15 protein-coding genes are annotated in these 22,762 nt (G+C 73.0%); 12 read left to right on the forward strand and 3 right to left on the reverse strand.

Annotated elements, in window-relative coordinates:
• Window positions 1-65: 65 nt before the first annotated feature.
• Together BLR33_RS18585 and BLR33_RS18590 are read right to left on the reverse strand one after the other, a co-directional pair.
• On the reverse strand, window positions 66-2,120 hold the full coding sequence (locus tag BLR33_RS18585; protein WP_093785641.1) for a CBM96 family carbohydrate-binding protein: 2,055 nt from the start codon (window positions 2,118-2,120) through the stop codon (window positions 66-68).
• Between the two features lie 295 nt (window positions 2,121-2,415).
• Window positions 2,416-4,164: a stealth family protein gene (locus tag BLR33_RS18590; RefSeq protein WP_093785642.1), complete on the reverse strand. Its 1,749-nt coding sequence runs from the start codon at window positions 4,162-4,164 to the stop codon at window positions 2,416-2,418.
• Window positions 4,165-4,441: 277 nt separating this feature from the next.
• Here BLR33_RS18590 and ku point away from each other — a divergent pair, with 277 nt between their 5' ends.
• The 5 genes from ku (at window position 4,442) to BLR33_RS18615 (ending at window position 12,676) form a co-directional block, all read left to right on the forward strand.
• The gene (ku, locus tag BLR33_RS18595; protein ID WP_093785643.1) at window positions 4,442-5,620 is read left to right on the forward strand and encodes a non-homologous end joining protein Ku; all 1,179 of its coding nucleotides are present in this window, start codon (window positions 4,442-4,444) and stop codon (window positions 5,618-5,620) included.
• 337 nt (window positions 5,621-5,957) lie between these two features.
• On the forward strand, window positions 5,958-7,151 hold the full coding sequence (locus tag BLR33_RS18600; protein ID WP_093785644.1) for a polysaccharide lyase family 7 protein: 1,194 nt from the start codon (window positions 5,958-5,960) through the stop codon (window positions 7,149-7,151).
• Between the two features lie 164 nt (window positions 7,152-7,315).
• Window positions 7,316-7,519 carry a DUF6381 family protein gene (locus BLR33_RS18605; RefSeq protein WP_176930315.1) on the forward strand — a complete coding sequence of 68 codons (204 nt, stop codon included), beginning with the start codon at window positions 7,316-7,318 and terminating at the stop codon, window positions 7,517-7,519.
• Between the two features lie 303 nt (window positions 7,520-7,822).
• A complete protein-coding gene (locus BLR33_RS18610) occupies window positions 7,823-10,696 on the forward strand; it encodes an RICIN domain-containing protein (RefSeq protein ID WP_093785645.1) in 2,874 nt (957 codons plus the stop codon).
• 66 nt (window positions 10,697-10,762) lie between these two features.
• Window positions 10,763-12,676, forward strand: a complete 1,914-nt coding sequence (locus BLR33_RS18615; RefSeq protein ID WP_093785646.1) for an arabinofuranosidase catalytic domain-containing protein — start codon at window positions 10,763-10,765, stop codon at window positions 12,674-12,676.
• A gap of 100 nt (window positions 12,677-12,776) precedes the next feature.
• Here the strand turns inward: BLR33_RS18615 and BLR33_RS18620 are convergent, their stop codons facing one another.
• Entirely contained in the window at window positions 12,777-13,913 is a 1,137-nt protein-coding gene (locus BLR33_RS18620) for a peptidoglycan recognition protein family protein (protein WP_093785647.1), read from the reverse strand.
• 265 nt (window positions 13,914-14,178) lie between these two features.
• Between BLR33_RS18620 and BLR33_RS18625 the strand changes: the two genes are divergently transcribed.
• The 7 genes from BLR33_RS18625 to BLR33_RS18655 all read left to right on the forward strand — a co-directional run bounded on the left by BLR33_RS18625 (window position 14,179) and on the right by BLR33_RS18655 (window position 22,753).
• Window positions 14,179-15,678, forward strand: a complete 1,500-nt coding sequence (locus tag BLR33_RS18625; RefSeq protein WP_093785648.1) for a glutamate synthase subunit beta — start codon at window positions 14,179-14,181, stop codon at window positions 15,676-15,678.
• Between the two features lie 544 nt (window positions 15,679-16,222).
• Entirely contained in the window at window positions 16,223-17,305 is a 1,083-nt protein-coding gene (locus tag BLR33_RS18630; RefSeq protein ID WP_093785649.1) for an NADH-quinone oxidoreductase subunit B family protein, read from the forward strand.
• 85 nt (window positions 17,306-17,390) lie between these two features.
• On the forward strand, window positions 17,391-19,172 hold the full coding sequence (locus tag BLR33_RS18635) for a nickel-dependent hydrogenase large subunit (protein WP_093785650.1): 1,782 nt from the start codon (window positions 17,391-17,393) through the stop codon (window positions 19,170-19,172).
• A complete protein-coding gene (locus tag BLR33_RS18640; RefSeq protein WP_093785651.1) occupies window positions 19,169-19,729 on the forward strand; it encodes a hypothetical protein in 561 nt (186 codons plus the stop codon). Before BLR33_RS18635 ends, BLR33_RS18640 begins: the two co-directional genes overlap by 4 nt.
• Before the next feature lie 188 nt (window positions 19,730-19,917).
• Window positions 19,918-20,595 (forward strand): DUF5947 family protein, encoded by a 678-nt coding sequence (locus BLR33_RS18645; protein ID WP_093785888.1) that lies wholly within the window; start codon window positions 19,918-19,920, stop codon window positions 20,593-20,595.
• Window positions 20,592-21,290, forward strand: coding sequence for a DUF6084 family protein (locus tag BLR33_RS18650; protein WP_245771501.1), 699 nt, complete (start codon window positions 20,592-20,594; stop codon window positions 21,288-21,290). Before BLR33_RS18645 ends, BLR33_RS18650 begins: the two co-directional genes overlap by 4 nt.
• Window positions 21,287-22,753, forward strand: a complete 1,467-nt coding sequence (locus BLR33_RS18655; RefSeq protein ID WP_176930316.1) for a hypothetical protein — start codon at window positions 21,287-21,289, stop codon at window positions 22,751-22,753. The genes BLR33_RS18650 and BLR33_RS18655 overlap by 4 nt, the downstream gene beginning before the upstream one ends.
• Window positions 22,754-22,762 lie beyond the last annotated feature (9 nt).

Here is a 22,762-nt window from a genome sequence, read left to right on the forward strand (position 1 = left end):
AGTGGCGGCAGCCCGGGCGGGAGGATCCCACCCGGGCTGCCGGTGGCGGCGGTTGGCGGCAGGTGTCAGGGTTTGGTGAAGGTCAGGGTCAGCTGCGGGTGGCCCGTCGTGCCCGGGGCCTCGCGCGACCACAGCCAGGCCGAGTCCGTGCCGGTCGCGGTCAGGGCGAGATCGGCGGTGCCGCCCAGGTGCGCGCCGAGCGCCGAGGCGTCCAGGGCCGCGGTGTAGTCGGTCTGCAGGGCGGAGGGGGCGCTGAGGGTGCCGAGGGAGCCGGTGGCCAGGGCCGGGCGGTTCGCCCAGGTGACCCCGGTCTCGGTCCAGGCGCCGGTGACCTGCTGCACGGCGAGGTCGTCGGTGGAGCCGGCGGTGTCCTGTGAACTGGTGCGCACGCTCAGCCGCGCGCTGGTGAGCACCATCCCCGCCGGGGCGGAGGGCAGCGAGAAGCGCAGGTACGTGGTGTAGGCGCTGCTGCCGCGCACCGCGAGCTGCTGGTCGGTGCCGTAATTGGTGTTCGCGGCCGAGGCGTTGACGTAGGAGTCGGCGGTCGCGTCCAGGGTGACGGTGGAGGAGGTCGGCGTGCCCGGCGTGGTGACGGTCGCCGCCGCGGACCTGGCGCTGGTGTTGCCGGCCGCGTCGCCCGCCGTCACCTGGTAGGTGTAGGCGGTGCCGCGCTGGGTGCGCGCGTCGGTGAAGGTCAGCGTCGGCAGCAGCCAGAACTTGGAGTCGCCGGTGACCGTGCCGATCGCCACGCCGTCGCGGTAGACGGTGTAGGTGAGGGTGGAGTCGTCCAGGTCCAGGGCCGACTGCCAGCGCAGCCGCACCGTGCCGCCGGTGGCGTTGGCCGCCGAGACCTGCAGCGGAATCGAGGGGGCGCGGGTGTCGGGGGTGCTGGCGAAGCGGACCAGCCCCTGCTGCGGGCGGTTGCCGTTGCTGGCGATGCGGGTGAACTCCCCGCCCACCCACATGTAGTCGGTGCTCCCGCTGGTCGCCACCGTGATCGCGCGCGGCCCGATCTGCTCGGTGCCGGCCGGGCCGTCGTCGGTGTCGGGGAACCAGCCGAGCAGCGGCTTGGGGTTGTCCACGGACTCCGCGAGCAGGTGCTGGCGGTCGTTCATCTGCGGGAACTGGCCCATGGAGGAGCAGTCGTGGGCGTGCGAGGCGCTGTAGAGGACGCCCTTGTAGACCCGCACCGCCTGGGTGGCGCCCAGGCACGTGTCGCGCCACCGCTGGGCGAGGGTGCTCCAGCTCACCGCGATCCGGCCGTCGAAGACGCCGCTGCCGGTGCCCTCGTTGCCGGTGTAGAAGCTGGTGCCGTCGCTGGTGATGTTCTGCACGGTGGAGGTCGCCGGGATGAAGCCGGGATACGTCTTCACATTGGCGCCGGTGGTGGCGTTCACCACCGCCAGGGCATGGGAGTTGGCGCCGTTGACGGTGTCGAAGTCGCCGCCGAGGGCGAGTTCGGTGCCGTCGGGGCTGACCGCGATGGTCTTGCCGGCCTGGTCCGCGTCGGCGGTGAACGCCCTGAGGGCGCCCGAGGTGGAGACGGCGGCGAAGTGCTGCCGGGTCTGCCCCGCGACCGTGGTGAAGTTGCCCGCCAGGTAGACGGTGTCGTCGGTGACGGCGAGCCCGCGCACCTGGGAGTCCACGGCGACCTTGAAGGAGTCCTTCACGGTGCAGGTGGCGATGTCGATGGCGGCGATGTTGCTGACCGGCACGCCGTTCACCGACCCGAAGGTGCCACCCGCGTAGAGCGTGCTGCCGTCCGGCGAGACGGCCAGGGCCCGCACGGTCGCGGTGCCCGAGCCCACCGTGAAGGAGAGCCGGCAGGAGGTGGGGGCGCCGGTGGCCGCGTCGAACGCCTGGAAGTTCAGGGCCGGTTGCTCGTCGGTGCCGGCGGCCGCGCCGGGCGGGCGGACCGAGGAGAAAGTGCCGCCGGCGAACACCACGCCGTTCGCCTCGGCCAGCGCCCAGACCACGCCGTTCGTCTGCCACGTCGGCAGGTCATCGGCGGTCATCGCCACCGGCGCGGTCAGCGCCGCCGCCGGCGGGACCGCGCCGGCCCCCAGCGCGGCCGCCACCACGCACGCCGCCGCGGCGGCCGTGGCCCTGATTCTTCGCATGAGACCCCCTGATCCCCGGCGGGCTCCCCATTCGGCCGAAGCGGCCGCGCCCGGCGGCAGACTAGCGCCCGGCGCGCCGCCATTCCGCCGGTTCGGGTGAAATTTCCCCATCCGATGCCAAGGCGTTGCCGGCCCGGCCGCCGACCGCCGGCGGCGGAGCCGGGCGCGCTCAGAAGCCACCCGGAACCGGCGCAGCACCGACGCAGCACCGACGCGGAAGCCACGCAGCGCCCAACGGGAACCGACGCGGAAGCCAGGCGGCACTCACTTGGCGCTCTGCCGCGCCCCGGGACTCTCAGTCCCGGCGCTCGAAGGGGGAGGGGACGGGGAAGTAGTCGGCGAGGAACGGGGTGAGCACGTCCTTCTGCGCCTCGGTGTCCTCACCGGTGGAGACCGTGTCGTTGACGCAGAAGACCGTGCGGTCCCGCTTGGCCAGCAGCCGGCCCAGCCGCGCCTCGGTGTAGGGGTGGGCGAGGTCCACGTAGGCGTAGGAGAGCCGGCCGGGGACCGCGCGCCCGCTGTCGTAGGCGTAGTAGTGGTGCAGCGAGGAGGCGATGGAGATGTCGTCCACGCCGCGGAACCGGCTGATGGCGGTGCGGTGGTGGGCCTCGGGGAAGGTCTGCTCGATCTCGGCGAGCACGCTGCGGCGCAGCGCGTAGGGCACGTGCTTCATCTTCTGGATGATCGTGGTGCCCGCGTGGGTCTCGACGATCCGCCGGTTGTTCTTGCCCGCGGCGGCCACCGGCGGGTCCTCCTCGGTGCGCTCGCCGAGCGGCACGAAGGCAGGGGAGGGGAAGAACTTCGTGGTGCCGTTGCCGAGGAAGAAGTCCTGGGGCACGGTCTCGCGGCCGAGCATCATGTCGTCGTTGAAGTACAGGAAGTGCTCCGAGAGGCCCTCGATGTGGTGCAACTGGCTCTCGATGGCATGGGAGTTGAAGGTGGGCAGGCCCTCGGCGGAGCGGAAGATCTCCCGGTGGGGGACGACGGTCAGGCCCGGCACCGAGGTGTCCAGCCACGCGGGCACCTGGTCGGCGGTGACCAGGTAGATGTGCCGCAGCCAGGGCGCGTACAGGTGCAGGGAGCGCAGCGAGTAGCGCAGTTCGTCGCGGCTGATCCAGCGGGCGGCGTTCGCCGACTCCTCGTGGTAGCCGGTGTCGCTGTAGCGGGCGCGGCGGGCGAGCCAGAGCGGATCGCTGCCGTCCACCCAGGTGTAGACGGCGTCGATCGGGAAGCGGATCTCGTCCATCGGGTGGATCGCGAAGGGCTCGCGGGTGCGCACGGTCAGCGGTGCGTCCTGTGCGGTGGCGCGGGGCGCGAAGCTGGTGAAGTAGCTGTCGGGGACTTCGACGGTCTTGCTGTCGGCGGCGATGTCGGCGGTGTAGCGGCCGGCCCGCGGGGCGACCAGCCGGCCGTCCTCCTCGCGCCAGAACTCGATGTCGCACCCGTACCGCAAGCCGAGCACGAGGCGCCGGGTCGGCTCCGCCCGGTACCAGGCCACGCGCAGCACCGAGGCGTGCTGCAGGCGCCGCCAGGTGGCCGGCTCGAAGCCGGGGTGGGCCGCCGACTCCGCGGCCCGGTTGTTGCCGCGCACCGGCACCACGTAGCCGGGCTGCTCGGCGCAGGCGGCGGCCAGCACATTGAGCACCAGGGTGCGGTCCTCGGCGCGCACGGCGACCGCGGAGGCGATCTGCGAGCGGCCGCGGACGCAGAAGTGCTCCAGGCCGGCGGCGGCCAGCGCGTCCAGCACCCGCCGCAGGTTCTCCCGGCGGGTGGCCAGCGGGGTGAGGTCCGGGTCGAGCTCGGCGATCCGCGGCTCGCCGGCCTTGGTGACGACCGCGCGCCCCGGCCGGTCCAGCAGCGCATGGTGGCGCTTGGCGATCCGGGCCGCGCGCACCCGCTCGGCGGCCGAGGCTGCGTCCGCGATCCGCAGCTTGACCTGCTTGCGCAGGTCGGCGTCCACCCGCTGGGCGATGATGCGGCGCGCCCGCTTGGGCACCGCCCGCCGGTACGCGCCGACCAGGCGCGGCGCCTCGGGATTGCGCACGATGAACCCCCTCCAGGAGCGGCGGTCCCCGCCGCCGCGGCCACATTCGTCGAGATGACCGGCCGGCCGCGGCGGTAGTGCCCCGCCGGCATGGGCGGCCCGGTCGCACGTATCGACACCGCAGGCCGGCAGAAGGTTGTACGAGAGGTGGCGCCCGGGTGAACGAAAGGTGAGGGCGGCGTCCCGTGGCCCGCGGGGCCGGGTGCGCCTAGGGTGACGAACAGGAGAAAAGGGTGATGCGCGAAAGACGCGAAAGAGCCGACATAAGGGGTGTGCGGTGCCACGGGTCTGGTCGGGGAGTCTGACGTTCTCGCTGGTGACGATCCCGGTGACGGTCGAGGCCGCGACCTCCAGCCACAAGGTGGCCTTCCGGCAAATCCACACCGAGGACGGCGGCCGGGTGCGCTACCGCAAGACCTGCGAGCTCGACCAGCAGGTGCTCCAGCCCGACGACATCGGCCGGGCCTTCGAGGCACCGGACGGCACCCTGGTGGAGATCACCGACGAGGAGCTGGACGGGATGCCCCTGCCGACGGTCAAGACGATCGAGGTCAGCGGCTTCGTCGGGCTCGCCGATGTGCCGCCCGAGCAGTTCGACACCCCCTACTTCCTCGCCCCCTCCTCGCCGGCCGCGAACAAGCCCTACGTCCTGATGCGCGACGCGCTGGCCCAGTCCGGCAAGGCCGCCGTGGGCAAGCTGGCGCTGCGCGGCTCGGAGAAGCTGGCCCTGGTGCGGGCCCGCGGGGACGTCCTGGTGCTCCAGATGCTGCACTGGAACGACGAGCTGCGCGCGCCCGACGACGCCGCCCCGCGATCCGATGTCGAGGTGGGCGACGACGAGCTGGAGGGCGCGCTGGCCCTGATCGACTCGATGAGCGGCGTCAGCGTGGAGGACTACCGCGACGAGTACGGGGAGGCCGTCGAGGCGCTGCTCACCGCGCGGATGGAGGGCACCGAGCCGGCCGGGACCGCCGAGCCGCGGCGCAAGGAGGGCGGGGAGACGGTCGACCTGATGGCGGCGCTGGAGGCCAGCGTGGACGAGGCCCGCACGTCGCGGGCGAAGGGCGGCGGGCGCCGCGGCGGCGCCGAGGTCACCCATCTGCACGAGCACCGGTCGAGGAAGGCGGCCGCGAAGAAGTCGGCCGCCAAGCCGTCCTCCGATGCGGCGGCCGAGGGGGAGGACGCGGAGGGCGGGGCGCCCGCGAGGAGGACGGCGGCCAAGCGGTCCGGGCCGAAGGCGGCACCGAAGAAGGCGGCGGCCAAGAAGGCGGCGGCCAAGAAGCAGCCCGGGAAGAAGGCGGCCGCGAAGTCCGCGACGTCCGCGACATCCGGGAAGAAGACCGCCGGGAAGAAGACCGCGGCCAAGAAGACGGCTGCGAAGAGCACGAAGAAGGCCACTCCCAAGAAGGCGGCCGGCAAGCGCTCCGGCGAGTCGGGCCGGCGCCGCACGGGCTGACCTCGGCTGGACGGGCTGGACGGGCCGACCTCGGCCGCACGGGCTGGACCCGCTGGACCGGGTGGACCCCTGCACCGGCTATCACCGGCCCGTCGGCCCCCGGCCGGGCGCGGCCTGCGTGGTCTCTCGCGGCAGCGGGCACCTGCGCGGCCGAGGCCCGGGTGTCACCGCTGCCACCGGCCGGGCCCCCTCCCGGCCCGCGGCACCGGCCCGCACGACGCCACCGCCGGGGCAACGAGCCCACCGTCACGGCCCGTTGACGGCCCTCGCGAGCGCGTGTTATCCAACTAGGGCGCCCCCTTGGACTAGACCAGACCTAGCCTAAGGAAACCCCCACATGACCTACCGCTCACGGCTCCTCGCGGCCACCGCGGCCGCAGGCGTCGCCGGCGCGCTCGGCGTGTTCGGCACCCCCACCGCCTCGGCCGCCGCGTCCGGACCCATCACCGGCCTGGCCGGCAAGTGCGTCGACGTCGCCGCGGCCTCCACCGCCAACGGCACCGCCGTCCAGCTCTACGACTGCAACGGCACCAGCGCGCAGAACTGGACGGTCGGCAGCGGCGACGGCACCGTCCGCGCGCTCGGCAAGTGCCTGGACGTCGCCGCGGGCTCCACCGCCAACGGCGCCAAGGTGCAGCTCTACGACTGCAACGGCACCGGCGCCCAGCAGTGGACCGCCAGCAACGGCGAGCTGGTCAACACCGCCTCCGGCAAGTGCCTGGACGCGACCGACAAGTCCTCCGCCAACGGCACCCAGCTGCAGATCTGGTCCTGCACCGGAGCCTCCAACCAGCTGTGGACGCTGCCCACCGGCGGCGGCAGCACCCCGCCCTCGGGCCTGAACCCCGGCGTCGCCCCCGGCGGCAACTTCAACCTGTCGGTGTGGGAGCTGCAGGAGCCGGTCGGCTCGCCCGGCTCGCCCACCACCATCTCCTCCTCCCGCCTGCAAGGGGCGGGCGGCTTCCAGGACTCGTACTTCTACACCGACTCCTCCGACGGCGCGATGACCTTCTGGGCGCCCGAGAAGGGCGTCACCACGCCGAACTCCAACTACGCCCGCTCCGAGCTGCGCGAGATGAACACCGACGGCAGCGCCGCCGACTGGTCGCTCGCCGGCACCCACCGGCTCAACGCGACCCTGCGCGTGGTCTCGGTGACCTCCAACGTCTGCGTCGGCCAGATCCACCTCGGCTCGGGCGGCTCGTCCACCAAGCCGCTGATCGAGCTGTACTACCACTCCAACGGCGACATCGTCGCCGGCGTCGAGAACTCGCCCGACGGCGGCCAGACCACCCACACCGTCGGCCACGTGGCGGTGGGCACCACCTGGAGCTACACGATCGGCGTCTCCGGCGGCAACACCATCGACCTGACGGTCAACGGCAGCACCACGCACTACGCCATCCCGTCCTCCTTCGACGCCTACCACCAGTACTTCAAGGCGGGGTCGTACAACCAGTCCTCCTCCGACAGCACCACCCAGGGCGCCCGTGTCGCCTTCTACGCCCTGACCGTCTCCCACAGCGGCTGACGGCAGCGGGCCGCCGCCCCTACCGGAGCGTTCCGGCGCCCGCCCCCGCCTCCCGCAGGCGGGGACGGGCGCCGTTCGCCGGGGAAGGGGACACGCGGCGAAACAAGGGGGCATACCGGGGTGAAACGAACGCTCCGGGGTACCCGACCACCATGAACCAGGGCATGAGTGAAGGCGCGGACATGATGCGGGCGGCGGCCCGCGACGTCCACCGGATGCGGGAGCAGGCGCGGGCGCTGGAGGCGGACGCCGAGCGGGCCGCGGACGCCGAGGAGCGACGCCGGCTCCAGCAGGAGGTCCGGCGGCTGGAGTCCGACGCCGAGCAGGAGAGCATGATGGCGGCCGGCGACATCTACCCGACCGAGTAGCCCGCGGCGGCCCGCCTTCCCACGTTGGAGAAGCGCGGCCGGCGATCATCCGCACCCCCGAGGCGAGGCCCGGCGCCCCGCCCGGGGGACAGCTGTGCCCGGTGGGTGCCCTGGTGTGCCCGATCCGCGGCGGATCGGGCAGGCGGACTTCCGTCAAAGGTATGGACATGACAGAGCGTGGAGTGCTGTCATGCTGACTGTCGCCGGGCTTTCCAACGTTGGAATTCCGTTGGGGAGCCCCATCGCGCGGCTCGGAACCCCCCACGCCCGCCCCAGGGCACCCCCCGAGCACCAGGAGTCGTGATGGATCGTCGGAGCTTCCTGCGCGGCGGTGCCGCCGTCCTCGGCGCGGCTGTCCTGGCCGGCCGCTCGGTCACCTCGGCGTGGGGCGCCGCGGGCACCGGCCCGCGCATCGTCCTCGTCGGGGACACCTCGGGCGGCGGCCGCTACCACCCGAACCCCGCCGGGCTGAGCCGCACCCCGCTGCTGAAGCTGCCCTCGGGCAGCGTGCGCGGCACCGGCTGGCTGGCCCAGCAGCTCGCCCTGGACACCTCGGGCCTGGCCGGCCGTTACGACGAGGTCTCCCACTTCCTCGACACCTCCACCACCGGCTGGCTCCACCCGGACCTGACCGGCTGGGAGGAGGTGCCCTACTGGCTGCGCGGGCTGACCGCCCTGGCCGGCGTCACCGGTGACGCGGGGCTGCGGAGCAAGGCCGCGAGCTGGATCGACGGCATCCTCGCCACCCAGCAGGGCGACGGCTTCTTCGGCCCCACCTCCTTGCGCACCCAGCTCGGCGGCGGCCCCGACTTCTGGCCGTACATGCCGCTGCTCCAGGCGCTGTGCACCTACCAGGAGTACAGCGGCGACAGCCGGATCGTGCCCTTCCTGTCGAAGTTCTTCGGCTACCAGGCGCAGTTCGGCGCCTCGGCGTTCAACCAGAGCTGGGCGGCCAGCCGTTGGGCGACCACCCTGTCCTCCGTGCACTGGCTCTTCGCCCGCACCGGCGACAGCGGGTTGCTCGCCCTGGCCGACAAGATCCACCAGTACAGCGCCAGTTACGTGAACAACCTGCCGGTGCTGCACAACGTCAGCCTCGCCCAGGGCTTCACCGAGCCCGCATTCGCCGCCCTGCGCGGCGACAGCTCGCTCACCCAGGCGACCTACCAGGACTACGCCGCGATCCAGGGCACCTACGGGCAGTTCAGCGGCGGCGGGTTCGCCGGCGACGAGAACGCCCGGCCCGGCTACGGCGACCCCCGCCAGGGGTTCGAGACGTGCGGCATCGTCGAGTACATGCAGAGCTTCGAGTCGATGGCCCGGATGACCGGCGACCCGAGCTGGGCCGAGGGCACCGAGACGCTCGCCTTCAACTCCCTTCCCGCCGCCATGGAACCGAACCACACGACGCTGCACTACGCCACCGCCGCCAACCAGGTGCAGCTGGACGACTACGACAAGACCCTCGGCCAGTTCGACAACGCCTTCTCCATGCAGGCGTATCTGCTCGGCGTCGACAAGTACCGCTGCTGCCCGCACAACTACGGCCAGGGCTGGGCGTACTTCACCGAGAACACCTGGCTCGCCACCGCCGACAACGGCCTGGCCGCCATGCTCTACGGCCCCACCACCGTCACCGCCGAGGTCGCCGCCGGCACCGCGGTGACCATCACCGAGACGACCGACTACCCCTTTTCCGACCAGGTCTCCCTGGCCCTCTCGCTTCCGGCGCCGACCGCCTTCCCGCTCTACCTGCGCCTGCCGTCCTGGTGCACCGCGCCCGCCGTGAAGGTCAACGGCCAGTCGGTGGCGGTGAGCGCGGGCTCCGGCTTCGCCGCGCTGAACCGCACCTGGGCGAACGGCGACACCGTCACCCTGTCGCTGCCGATGCCGGTCGCCACCACCACCTGGACCGCCAACCACGACTCCCTGTCCGTCCACCGCGGCCCGCTCACCTACGCGCTGCGGATCGGCCAGAACTTCCTGCGCACCAACGACCCCTCCTCGCACTGGGCGGAGTACGAGGTCTTCCCCACCTCCGCCTGGAACTACGGCCTGGTGCCCGGCACGTTCACCCCGACCACGACGGGCGCGAGCGGCAACCCCTTCACCCAAGGCGGCACCCCCGTCGCCCTCACGGCGCAGGCCCGGGCGATCCCCAACTGGCAGGCCGACACCCAGGACGTCGTCACCACCCTCCAGCCGAGCCCGGTCGCCTCCGCTGAACCCGTCGAGGCCGTCACCCTCGTCCCGATGGGCGCGGCCCCCTTGCGCATCACGTCCTTCCCCACCATCGGCCAGGGCACCTGGAGCTGGCAGCTGCCCGCGACGCCCACCGCCTCCTGGTGCTTCTCCGGCGACACGGTGACCGCCCTCAACAGCGCCTACCTGCCGAGCAGCTCCTACGACCAGTCGCACCCCAGGTTCACCTGGTGGGACCACACCGGCAGCAGCGAGTGGGCGCAGTACACCTACACCTCGCCCATCACCGCCTCCGGCGTGTCCGTGTACTGGTACGACGACATCGGCCACGGGCAGTGCCGGGTCCCGGCCTCCTGGCACGTCGAGTACCTCGACGGCGGCACCTGGCAGCAGGTCGGCGGCGCCAGTGGCTACCCGGTCGCCACCGACCGCTTCAACGCGGTCACCTTCACCCCCGTCACCACCACCGCGCTGCGGATCGTCGTCCAACTGGCCCCCGGCGTCTCGGGCGGCATCCTGCAATGGACGGTCGACGCCACCCTCGCCATCGTCCGGCCCGGCACCTGGTACCGGATCCAGAACAAGAACAGCGGCAAGGTGCTCGGCGTGGCCGGGATGTCCACCGCGGACAGCGCCGACGTGGTGCAGTTCGCCGACAACGGCACCGCCGACCACCTCTGGCAGTTCACCGACCTCGGCAACCACCGCTACACGGTCAGGAACCAGAACAGCGGCCTGCTGCTCGCCGTCAACGCCATGTCCACCGCCAACAGCGCGCAGGTGCAGCAGTACCACGACAACGGGACCGCCGATCACTACTGGCGGCTGATCGACAACGGCGACGGCTGGTACCGCATCCGCAACGGCAACAGCGGCCTGGTGCTCGGCGTGGACGGCATGTCCACCGCCGACAGCGCGCGCGTCGTCCAGTACGAGGACAACCGCACCGCCGACCATCTGTGGCGCTTCCTGTAGGTCCGCCGGGCCCGCGCCCACCGAAGAGGGCACCACCTCCCACCCCCGCCACCGAGGAGTTCACGCATGCGCAGAAGAAGACGCCACGGGCTCGCCGTGGCCGCCCGAACCGGTCCGCGCCGCCTGCCCCGGCCGCTGGCCGCCCTGCTCGCCTCCCCGCTGCGGGCGCTGTCGTCGGCCCTCGCCGCCCTGGTGCTGGTGCTCGGCGCCCTCGTCGCCCTGCCGGGAAGCTCCCAGGCGGCCGGCTCGCTGCCCTGCGACATCTACGCGGCCGCCGGCACGCCCTGCGTGGCCGCGCACAGCACGACCCGGGCGCTGTTCTCGGCGTACGACGGCCCCCTCTACCAGGTCACCCGCGCCTCCGACGGCGCCAAGAGCGACATCGGCCTGCTGTCGGCCGGCGGTTACGCCGACGCCCAGCAGCAGGACGAGTTCTGCGCGGGCACCACGTGCCGGATCAGCAAGGTGTACGACCAGACCTCGCGCCACAACGACCTGCTGCCCGGTCCGGCCGGTACCGCGGGCGGTGCGGACCGCGGCGCGGACGCGAGCGAGCTGTCGGTGACGGCCGGCGGCCACAAGGTCTACGGGATCTGGATCTCCCCGGGCGTCGGCTACCGGTACACCGGTGCGGCCTCGGGCGTCGCCGTCCACGGCCAGCCCGAGGGCGTCTACATGGTCGCCAGCGGCACCCACGTGGGGTCGGACTGCTGCTTCGACTACGGCAACGCCGAGAGCACGCCGTCCGACACGGGCAACGGCCACATGGACGCGGTCAGCATCGCCACCACGTGCTACTTCCAGCCGTGCACGGGCTCGGGCCCCTGGGTCGAGGCCGACATGGAGAACGGCATGTTCCAGGGGAACAACGGCTCCAACACCGCCAACGCGGGCAACAGCAGTACCTATGTGACGGCGGTGCTGAAGAACAACGGGCAGACCACGTACGCCATCAAGGGCGGCAACTCCCAGTCGGGGGGACTGAGTACGTGGTGGAACGGGTCGCTGCCGACCAGAGGCGGCTACATGCCGATGCAGCAGGAGGGCGGCATCATCCTGGGCACCGGCGGTGACAACAGCAACCGCAACATGGGCACCTTCTTCGAGGGCGCCATGGTCGCCGGCTACCCGACCGACGCCGCGGAGAACGCCGTGCAGGCCAATGTCGTCTCGGTCGGCTACAGCGGCGAGACCAACGTGCCCAACGGCCCGCAGGGCACCATCACCGGCCCCGGCGGCCAGTGCGTGGACGTCGCCGCGGACGACACGGGCGTCAACCTGGCCGCGGTGCAGCTGTGGAACTGCCAGTCCTACGCCGAGGACCAGCACTGGACCCACAACGCCAACGGCTCGCTGAGCACCATCGGCCGCTGCCTGGACATCAACGGCAACGGCACCGCGGCCGGCACCCAGGTGGAGCTGTACGACTGCAACGGGGTGGGCGGTCAGAAGTGGGTGCAGCAGGCGGACGGTTCGCTGCTCAACCCGCAGTCCGGGCGCTGCCTGGACTCCCCGAGCGGCGCCACCGCCAACGGCACCCGGTTGCAGATCTGGGACTGCAACGGCTCCGCCGCCCAGAAGTTCGCGGTCAACGGCGGCGGCCCCGTGGCCGCTCCCGGCGGCCAGTGCCTGGACGTGGCGTCCGACGACACCGGCGGCGACGGCGCCGCCGTGCAGCTGTGGGGCTGCCAGAGCTGGGCGGTCGACCAGCACTGGTTCCACCAGAGCGACCAGTCGCTCAAGACGCTCGGCCGCTGCCTGGACATCAACGGCAACGGCACCGCGGCCGGCACCCAGGTCGAGTTGTGGGACTGCAACGGGGTGGGCGGTCAGAAGTGGGTGCAGCAGGCGGACGGTTCGCTGCTCAACCCGCAGTCCGGACGCTGCCTCGACGCACCGAACGGCGTGACCGCGAACGGCACCCGGTTGCAGATCTGGGACTGCAACGGCTCCGCGGCCCAGAAGTTCGCACTGAGCTGAGCCGCGTGGCGCGTATCGGCTGATCCGGAGGCCACCGTCCGGCAAGCCGGCAGGAGCCGGGACGGGCCGGGGGAGTGAGCACCCCCCGGCCCGGTCCGGCTCAGTGGCGGGCGAACGCCTCGCGCACCGAACCGCCCACCACCGCGCACCACGTGCTCAGGTCCACCTTGCCGTCGGGCACCAGGCCGTGCAGGCGCTGCATGCTCTGCACGGCCTTCATCGTCGCGTGGTCGTAGGCGCCGCTGACCGCGACATCGGCGTAGCCCTTGCGGGAGAGCATGAACTGCAGGGCCTGGACCGGCAGTCCCTCGGCGTCCTTGCCCAGCGGCGGCGCCAGCGCCTCCCAGGTGGCCTGGTCGAAGGTGCAGTCCTGGGTGACCGGGATGCCGTTGGCGGTCTGGAAGTCGGCGACGATCGGGTTCATGTCGGTGCCGAAGACGCCGTCGATCGCCAGGTCGGTGTAGCCGGCGTTGTTGAGCAGGTACTGCGCCACCTCGACCACGGGGCCGTCCACGAAGCGCCAGATGTCGGGCCAGCGCCGGTCCGGCGCCGCCGAGAGCGGTGTGCCCATGGCCCGGCGCACCAGGCCCCGCACCATCGGGAACTCGGCGTAGAAGGCGATCCCCGGGCAGTCGGTGGTGTAGAAGTCCCAGTGCCCGAAGATGTCCCACGCCTTCAGGTCGAACTTCTCGCACACCGCCACGCACAGCGTCACCAGGGAGTCCAGCAGCGCGGGCGGCGGGGTCTCGGTGATGTAGGTGCCCTCGTTCTCGATGCCGATGGCGTTGCCGTTCTCACCCGGGCAGTGGGCGGCTATCACCTGGTGCTCGCCGGCCACCAGCGTCTCCAGGCTGCGGTGCCGGCCCTCCAGCACGTAGCCGCCGCGGCTCACCGTGAAGTGCTGGCCGGTGTCGGCCCACCCGTTGGTGTCCATGTGCAGGTTCTGACAGTCCCTGGCCAGTTGGAGCGCGTGGTCGCGCGAGTAGTCGGTGACGTTCGGGAAGGCCATGTGGTGCAGGATGATCTTGTTGGTGGTGTTGCCCGTGATCTGGATCGTGCTGGACGGCGGCCGCGCGCCCCAGGTGTCGCAGTCGATGATCCACGGGAACTCCGGCGCCGGCGTCGCGCCGGCGGCGTCCGGGAAGGCCAGCTCGGCGCCCACCACCGCGGCCACCGCCGTACCCAGACCCGCCTTGAAGAGCGTGCGCCGGTCGACCTCGTGCTCGTGTGTGCCCATGCACTCTCCCGCAGGACGTGGCAGCTTCTTCCAGCTGCCGATGGCCTCTGGAGGATATTTCCCCGGCTGACGCGGTGCCAGGACTCCGGCGGTTACATCTGACCGACGGCCAACTTCCTTTGCGGTCGGCCCGATCGGGACCTCCTGTTGCTCCCGTATGCGCAGCGTCCGACCATGACGACCCTGTGTGACGATGCGACCGAAAGCTGCGCATCGGTCGTAACCTGGACAAAAGGTCAGCGCACACCTGCCCCCGGAGACGGTCATGACCGACCCGTACGGCTTCCTCTCCCTCCCGCGCGCGCCCGTCCCGCCGCGGCCCGTCGAGGAGCGGCTGCGCGACTGGGACGAGGTGTACGCGGGGCAGGCCGAGCTGCCCCTGGTCTCCGAGCAGGCCCGGCGCTGCATGGACTGCGGCATACCGTTCTGCCACCACGGCTGCCCGCTGGCCAACCTCATCCCCGAGTGGAACATCCTGGCCTCGCGCGGCGACTGGCAGGCCGCCCACGAGCGGCTGCACGCCACCAACAACTTCCCCGAGTTCACCGGCCGGCTGTGCCCGGCGCCCTGCGAGGACGCCTGCGTGCTCGCGATCAACACCGACCCGGTGACGATCAAGAACGTCGAGCAGCAGATCGCCGACACCGCCTGGGAGCGCGGCCACGTCGTCCCCTACCCGCCCGAGCGGCTGTCCGGGAAGACCGTCGCGGTCGTCGGCTCCGGGCCCGCCGGGCTCGCCGCCGCCCAGCAGCTGACCCGGATCGGCCACACGGTGGCCGTATACGAACGGGCGGACCGGATCGGCGGGCTGCTGCGCTACGGCATCCCCTCCTTCAAGCTCGCCAAGGACGTCCTGGACCGGCGGCTGGAGCAGATGCGGGCCGAGGGCACCCGGTTCCGCACCGGCGTGGAGGTGGGCGGCGACGGCGTGTCCGCGGCCGACCTGCGCGAGCGCTACGACGCGGTGGTCGTCGCCGTGGGCGCCACCCACCGGCGCGAACTGCCCGTCCCCGGCCGCGAGTTGTCCGGCATCCACCAGGCGATGGAGTACCTCACGCTCGCCAACCGGGTGCAGGAGGGCGACATCGAGGAGCCCGCGATCACCGCGGCCGGCCGGCACGTGGTGATCGTCGGCGGCGGCGACACCGGCTCGGACTGCCTCGGCACGGTGCTGCGGCAGGGCGCCGCCTCCGCGCTCCAGCTGGACATCAACCCCGAACCCGAGACCGGGCGCCCGCCCGGCGAGCCCTGGCCGATCTACCCGAAGGTGTACCGGATCTCGCACGCCCACGAGGAGGCCCGCGGCCGGGCCGGCAGCGACCCGCGGGTGTTCTCCGCGGCCACCCTGCACTTCGAGGGCGACGACCGGGGCCGGGTGAGCGCGCTGCGGCTCACCGAGGTCGAGCCCGGCGCGCGCAGCCCGCGGGCCGGCACCGAGCGGGTGATCCCGGCCGAGCTGGTGCTGCTCGCCCTCGGCTTCTCCGGCCCCGAACGCGGCAGCGGCCTGGCCCGCGGTCTGGGCCTCGCGCCCGACGAGCGCGGCAACTACGCCCGCGACGACGCCTTCACGGCCCTGACGGCCGGCCCCTCGGGCGGCGTGCTCGACGGCGTCTTCGTCGCCGGCGACGCCGGGCGCGGCCAGTCCCTGATCGTCTGGGCCATCGCCGAGGGCCGCTCGGCCGCGGCCGCCGCCGACCGCTACCTCACCGGCGCCACCGAACTCCCCGCCCCCTTGAGCCCGGGCGACCGCCCGATGACGGTCTGAGGCCGCCCCCTCCGGGGGCCTACGGGGAACGCGCCGGCCCCAGCGCAGCCACGCCCGAGCGCCGGCCGCCGCGGACCCCGCCCGCGCCGCCCCGCGCCCCGCCCCGCGTGGACGCCCACCCGCCGGTCGGTGGGCTGCACGGCCGTGCGGCGCGTGCCCTCCAGGGCTCGTCGCCGGCCGGCGGCCGGCGTGGGGGCATGGCTGCCGCGGCGGCCATCGGCAGCGATAGTCCCGGCATGGCCGCCCGGCCGGGGGGCCTGCGCGTCGTGCGGCCCCGAATCCGTGCATGCGTCGCCGCGGGCCTCCACTCCCGTCCGGCCGGGCACGGGCCGCTGCGCGTCCGGGCCCCCCGTCCGGCCCGCGCCGCGGCCTCCGCGCCGCCCCGCGCAGCGGGCGGTACCGTCTCGGCGTAAGGGCTGGGCCATCCCGTCGGCGCTGGTCACCCCGGTGGCCGCCTTTCGCGGGCCGGTGCGGCGCGGCGCGCGGTATCCAGGCAGGGAGCGCCGTTGTCTGGCGTGAGCCCCCCACGCCCAGGAGGCATCCCATGACGGATGCGAGCCCTTCCGCCACCCAGGAGCACCCCGCGAGTCCCGCCGCCGACGAGGCGCCCATCCACGTGCTGTGGATCAACGCGGGCCTCAGCTGCGACGGCGACTCGGTGTCGCTGACCGCCGCCACCCTGCCCAGCATCGAGGAGATCGTCCTGCAGGGCCTGCCCGGCCTGCCCAAGATCGCCGTCCACTGGCCGCTGATCGACTTCGAGTGCGGCCCGGTGCAGGGCGCCGACGCCTTCATCGAGTGGTTCTTCAAGGCCGACCGGGGCGAGATCGAGCCGTTCGTGCTGGTCGTCGAGGGGTCGATCCCCAACGAGGCGATCAAGGCCGAGGGCTACTGGTGCGGCTTCGGCGACGACCCCGAGACGGGCCAGCCCATCACCACCAGCGAGTGGATCGACCGGCTGGCCCCCAAGGCGCTGGCCGTCGTCGCCATCGGCACCTGCGCCACCTACGGCGGCATCCACGCCATGGAGGGCAACCCGACCGGCGCCATGGGCGTGCCGGACTACCTCGGCTGGGACTGGACCTCCAAGGCCGGCATCCCGATCGTGTGCGTGCCGGGCTGCCCGATCCAGCCGGACAACTTCGCCGAGACCCTCACCTACCTGCTCTACCAGGCCGCCGGCTCCGCGCCGATGATCCCGCTGGACGACAAGCTCCGCCCGACCTGGCTGTTCGGCGCCACCGTGCACGAGGGCTGCGACCGGGCCGGCTACTACGAGCAGGGCGAGTTCGCCGCCGCCTACGACTCCCCGAAGTGCCTGGTCAAGCTGGGCTGCTGGGGCCCGGTGGTGAAGTGCAACGTGCCCAAGCGCGGCTGGATGGACGGCATCGGCGGCTGCCCCAACGTCGGCGGCATCTGCATCGCCTGCACCATGCCCGGCTTCCCCGACAAGTTCATGCCGTTCATGGACGAGCCGCCCGGCGGCAAGGTGTCCAGCTCGGCCAGCGGCCTGTACGGCGCGGCCATCCGCCGGCTGCGCGGCATCACGATGAAGACGGTCGACAAGGAGCCCAAGTGGCGCCACGGCGGCCGCGAGCTGACCACCGGCTACTCCCGCCCCTGGTAGCTGCCCGGCAGCGGCCCGCGGCCGCCCCAGCAGCACCTGCGGACCCCCCACCCGAGACACATGACGAAGGGCAACGGCACCGACGATGAGCTCGCCCACGGCCGTAGGAGACGGCAGCGGCCTGATGGAGATGTCCTGGGACCCGATCACCCGGATCGTGGGCAGCCTCGGCATCCACACCAAGATCGACTTCAAGCAGAAGCGGGTCGCCGAGTGCTACAGCACCTCGTCGGTCTTCCGCGGCTACAGCGTCTTCATGCGTGGCAAGGACCCGCGCGACGCCCACTTCATCACCAGCAGGATCTGCGGCATCTGCGGCGACAACCACGCCACCTGCTCGGTGTACGCGCAGAACATGGCGTACGGCGTCAAGCCGCCGCACCTGGGGGAGTGGCTGATCAACCTCGGCGAGTCCGCCGAGTACATGTTCGACCACAACATCTTCCAGGAGAACCTGGTCGGGGTCGACTACTGCGAGAAAATGGTCCGCGAGACCAACCCCGGCGTGCTGGAGCAGGCCGAGCGCACCGAGGCCCCGCACGCCGGCGAGCACGGCTACCGCACCATCGCCGACATCATGCGCGCCCTCAACCCGCTGGAGGGCGAGTTCTACCGCGAGGCGCTGCAGGTCAGCCGGTACACGCGGGAGATGTTCTGCCTGATGGAGGGCCGCCACGTGCACCCCTCCACGCTCTACCCCGGCGGCGTCGGCACCATCGCCTCGGTCCAGCTGCTCACCGACTACCTCACCCGCCTGATGCGCTACGTGGAGTTCATGAAGCGCGTCGTGCCGCTCCACGACGACCTGTTCGACTTCTTCTACGAGGCGCTGCCCGGCTACGAGGAGGTCGGCCGCCGCCGGGTGCTGCTCGGCTGCTGGGGCGCGCTCAACGACCCGGCGCACTGCGACTTCACCTACCGCAACATGACCGACTGGGGCCGGCGGATGTTCGTCACCCCCGGCATCGTGGTGGACGGCAAGCTGGTCACCAACGACCTCACCGAGATCAACCTCGGCATCCGCATCCTGCTCGGCAGCTCGTACTACCAGGACTGGCAGGGCCAGGAGCAGTTCGTCACCCACGACCCGCTCGGCAACCCCGTCGACCCGCGCCACCCGTGGAACCAGCACACCATCCCGGCGCCGCAGAAGCGCGACTTCGACGACAAGTACAGCTGGGTGATGTCCCCGCGCTGGTTCGACGGCACCGAGCACCTCGCCCTGGACACCGGCGGCGGCCCCATCGCCCGCCTGTGGTCCACCGCCCTGTCCGGCCTGGTCGACATCGGCTACGTCAAGGCCACCGGGCACAGCGTCGTCATCAACCTGCCGCGCTCGCTCACCAAGCCGGAGACCACCTTCGAGTGGAAGATCCCGAAGTGGAGCAACGCCCTGGAGCGCAACCGGGCGCGCACCTACTTCCAGGCGTACGCCGCCGCGTGCGCGCTGCACTTCACCGAGCAGGCGCTCGCCGAGGTCCGCGCCGGGCGCACCCAGACCTGGGAGAAGTTCGAGGTGCCCGACGAGTCCATCGGCTGCGGCTTCACCGAGGCCGTGCGCGGGGTGCTCTCCCACCACATGGTGATCCGCGACGGCAAGATCGCCAACTACCACCCCTACCCGCCGACCCCGTGGAACGCCAGCGTCCGCGACAGCTACGGCACGCCGGGACCGTACGAGGACGCGGTGCAGAACACGCCGATCTTCGAGGAGAACCCGCCGGAGAACTTCAAGGGCATCGACATCATGCGCGCGGTGCGCAGCTTCGACCCCTGCCTGCCGTGCGGGGTGCACATGTACGTCGGCGGCGGCCGGACGGTGGAGAAGATGCACGTGCCGACCGGGTTGAGCGGGCTGGCCGGATGAGCGCCCGCCCCGCCGGCACCACCCCCGACGCCGCGGCCCGCCGGGTGGAGGAGCTGCTCGACCGGCTGGCCGGCAGCGGCGGCCCCGCCGTCACCGAGACCGCCGAGGAACTGGTCCGCGCCCTGATGGACTTCTACGGCGCGGGCCTGGCCCGGATCGTCGCCCTGCTCTCCGGCCGCACCGGCAGCCCGCTGGGCGCGCTGCTGGACGACGAGACGACCGCGGGCCTGCTGGTCCTGCACGACCTGCACCCCGACGACACCGCGGGCCGGATCGAGCGCGCCCTGCGCAGCGTGGACGCCGCGGGGGTGCTCGACGTGGACGCCTTCGACCCCGACAGCGGCCGGCTGCGGCTGACCGCCCGGCCCGCCGCGGGCGGCTGCGGCTGCGGCGGCTCCACGGCCGCCCTGCGCGAGCAGGCCGAGGCGGCACTGGCGAGCTTCGCGCCCGAGGTCACCGCGATCGAGGTGGACGAGCAGCCGGCCGCACGGGAGCCGGTGCTGCTGCAGATCGGCAGCCGCCCGCCCGCCCCCGGCGCAAGGACGGGGTCCCGGTGACCGCGACGCCGTCACCGGCGGGTGGGCCCGCGTCGGGCGGGGTTGCCGCCAGGTCGTCGGGTTCGGCGGGTGCGGGTGTCCCGGGCGGGGTGTCTGCGTCGGCGGGTGGGCTCGCGTCGGGCGGGGGCGGGGGGCCGACCACGGGCGGGACGGGGGTCTCCGCGGCGCTCGCCTCGCACCCCGCCGCGCTGCCCGGCCGCAAGCAGGGCGCCGGCGGACGGCCCGCGCGGGGGCTGCGCCGCTTCCGCGGGCCGCGGCCGCCGGCCGCCGAGCGGTGCGAGCTGTGCTCGGTGCCCTTGGAGGAGGAGCACCGGCACCTTGTCGACGTCGAACAGCGGGTGCTCGCCTGCGCCTGCCTGGCCTGCGCGGTGCTCTTCGACCGCGAGGGCACCGGCGGCGGCCGCTTCCGCACCATCCCCGACCGCTACCTGAGCGATCCCGGCCGCGAGGTCGGCGCGGCCGGCTGGCAGGCCCTCGGCGTGCCGGTCGGCGTCGCGTTCTTCTTCCGCAACTCCGCCCTGGACCGGATGGTCGCGCTCTACCCCAGTCCGGCCGGCGCCACCGAGAGCGAGATCGAACCGGCCGCCTGGCAGGCCGCCTTCGGCGGCACCCCGCTCGCCGCGACCCTGGCCCCGGACGTCGAGGCGCTGGTCGTCCGGCGCGACGAGGAGCACACCAGCTGCCACCTGGTCCCGGTGGACACCGCGTACGAACTCGTCGGAAGGCTGCGGCTGCACTGGCAGGGCTTCGACGGGGGCGACCGGGCCCGCGCCGAACTCGACGCGTTCTTCGCCGAGGTGGAGCGCAAGGCGATGCCCGTACCGCAGTCCGCGCCGGCCGCGCCGGAAGGGGGCGGCACGCCGTGAGCGACCTGGACTTCGCCTGCACCGGGGTGCGCGCCGACCCGTACGCCGCCGGGCCCACCCTTGTCTTCCGGCTGCGGGTCACCGCCGCGGGGGACGAGCCCGTGCACGCCCTCGCGCTGCGCTGCCAGATCCGCATCGAGCCCGCCCGCCGCCGCTACGGCGACGCCGAGGCCGCCGGGCTGCACGACCTGTTCGGCGACCGCTCCCGCTGGGGCCGCAGCATGCAGCCGCTGCAGTTCGCCCAGGCCGCGCTGATGGTGCCGGGCTTCACCGGGCGGACCGAGGTGGACCTGCCGGTGCCCTGCACCTACGACACCGACATCGCCGCGAGCCGCTACTTCGCCGCGCTGGAGGACGGGCACGCCCCCCTCACCCTGCTCTTCTCCGGCACCGCCTTCCGCGGCCCCGGCGGCTTCAGCGTCCAGCCGGTGCCGTGGGACCGCGAGGCGCCCTGCCTGCTGCCCGCGCGGGTCTGGCGGGAGATGTTCGACCAGCACTTCCCCGGCTGCGGCTGGATCCGGCTGCCCCACGACACCATGGCCGCCCTCACCGCCTTCCGCTCCCGGCACGCCCTGCCGTCCTGGCAGCAGACGCTGGAGGCGCTGCTCGCCGCGGCCGAGCGGGACCCCTCGCCGGAGGGCGCGGCCGCGACGGTGGCGGCCGGCGCGGGGACGACGGCGGAGGCGACGGCATGACGACGCACACCCCCACCGCCGCAGGCGAGGGCACCGCGGCCGCCGACGAGCTGCTCGCGCACGCCTGCCGGGTCGCCGACGCCGTCCTGTACGAGGGGTACGTGCTCTACCCCTACCGCGCCTCGGCCGCCAAGAACCGGATGCGCTGGCAGTTCGGCGTCCTCGTACCACCCGCCTGGGACGGGCACGCGGGCGAGCACAGCGCCCAGCGCACCGAGTGTCTGGCCGAGCCGCGGCAGGGCGCTCGCCTGCACGTGAGGCTGCGCTTCCTGCGCGTACAGCGGCGCGCGGTGGAGCAGGTGCGGGCGGACGGCGGCCACGAGCCCGTCGAGGCACTGGAGTTGCCCGACCGGGTGCTCGTCGGCTGGGACGAAGGCGTGGAGGAGCAGGCCGAAGTGAGCCTGTCCGTGGCGGAGTTGGTCGCGCTCGGCGAGGGCGGCGCCGAACTGCCCGTGGTGCTGCCGGCCGGCGAGGACACCGAGGACGTACGGGACGCCGCCGGGCAGGTGGTGGGCCGGCTGGTGCGGCGGCGCGAGCCGGTGACCGCGCGCCTGCGCGTGGCTGCCGCCGAACTCCCGGGCCCCTACCGGGTGGTGCGGCTGACCGCCACCGTGGCGAACACCGGGACCTGGGCGCCCGCGGGCTCCGGCACCGCCAGGGACGAGGCACTGCCGCACTGCCTGGTCTCCGCGCACCTGATGCTCGCGCTGACCGCGGGCTCCTTCGTCTCGATGACCGACCCGCCGCAATGGGCCGCGCCCGCCGTCGCCGAGTGCCGCAACCTGCACACCTGGCCGGTGCTCGCCGGGGCCGACGGGCGGGCCGACGCGGTGCTCTCCTCGCCGATCATCCTGGAGGACCACCCGCACCTCGCCCCGGAGAGCCCCGGCGCGCTCTACGACGCCCTGGAGATCGACGAGATCCTCGCCCTGCGCACGGCGGCCCTCACCGACCAGGAGAAACGCGAGGCCCGCGGCACCGACGAGCGGGCCGGCGCCGTCATCGACCTTGCCGACTCGCTGCCGCCGCAAGTGCTGGAGCGCCTGCACGGCGCCGTGCGCTCCCTGCGCGAGGTCACCGCCGGGCCGCGGCCCGCCGACGGGCCGCCCGTGCTGCACACGCCGGGCGAGGACACCGGCGCGTTGATGCAGCCCGGGACGCCGTGGTGGGACCCGGCCGCCGACCGCAGCGTGGACCCCGAGCGCGACCGGGTGCTGGTGGACGGACGCTCGGTCGGGGCGGGCGACCGCGTCGAGTTGCGGCCCGGGCTGCGCCGCACCGACGCGCAGGACATGTTCCTGCACGGCCGCACCGCGCTGGTGGAGGCGGTGCTGCACGACGTGGACGGCAGCGTGCACCTCGCGGTCACCGTGGACGGCGACCCGGGCGCCGAACTCCAGCGCGCGCAGGGCCGGTTCCGCTACTTCCAGCCCGACGAGGTCGTCCCCCTGGAGGCGCCGTGAACACCGTGG

The organism is Actinacidiphila guanduensis, assembly GCF_900103985.1.
GTDB classification, from domain to species: domain Bacteria; phylum Actinomycetota; class Actinomycetes; order Streptomycetales; family Streptomycetaceae; genus Actinacidiphila; species Actinacidiphila guanduensis.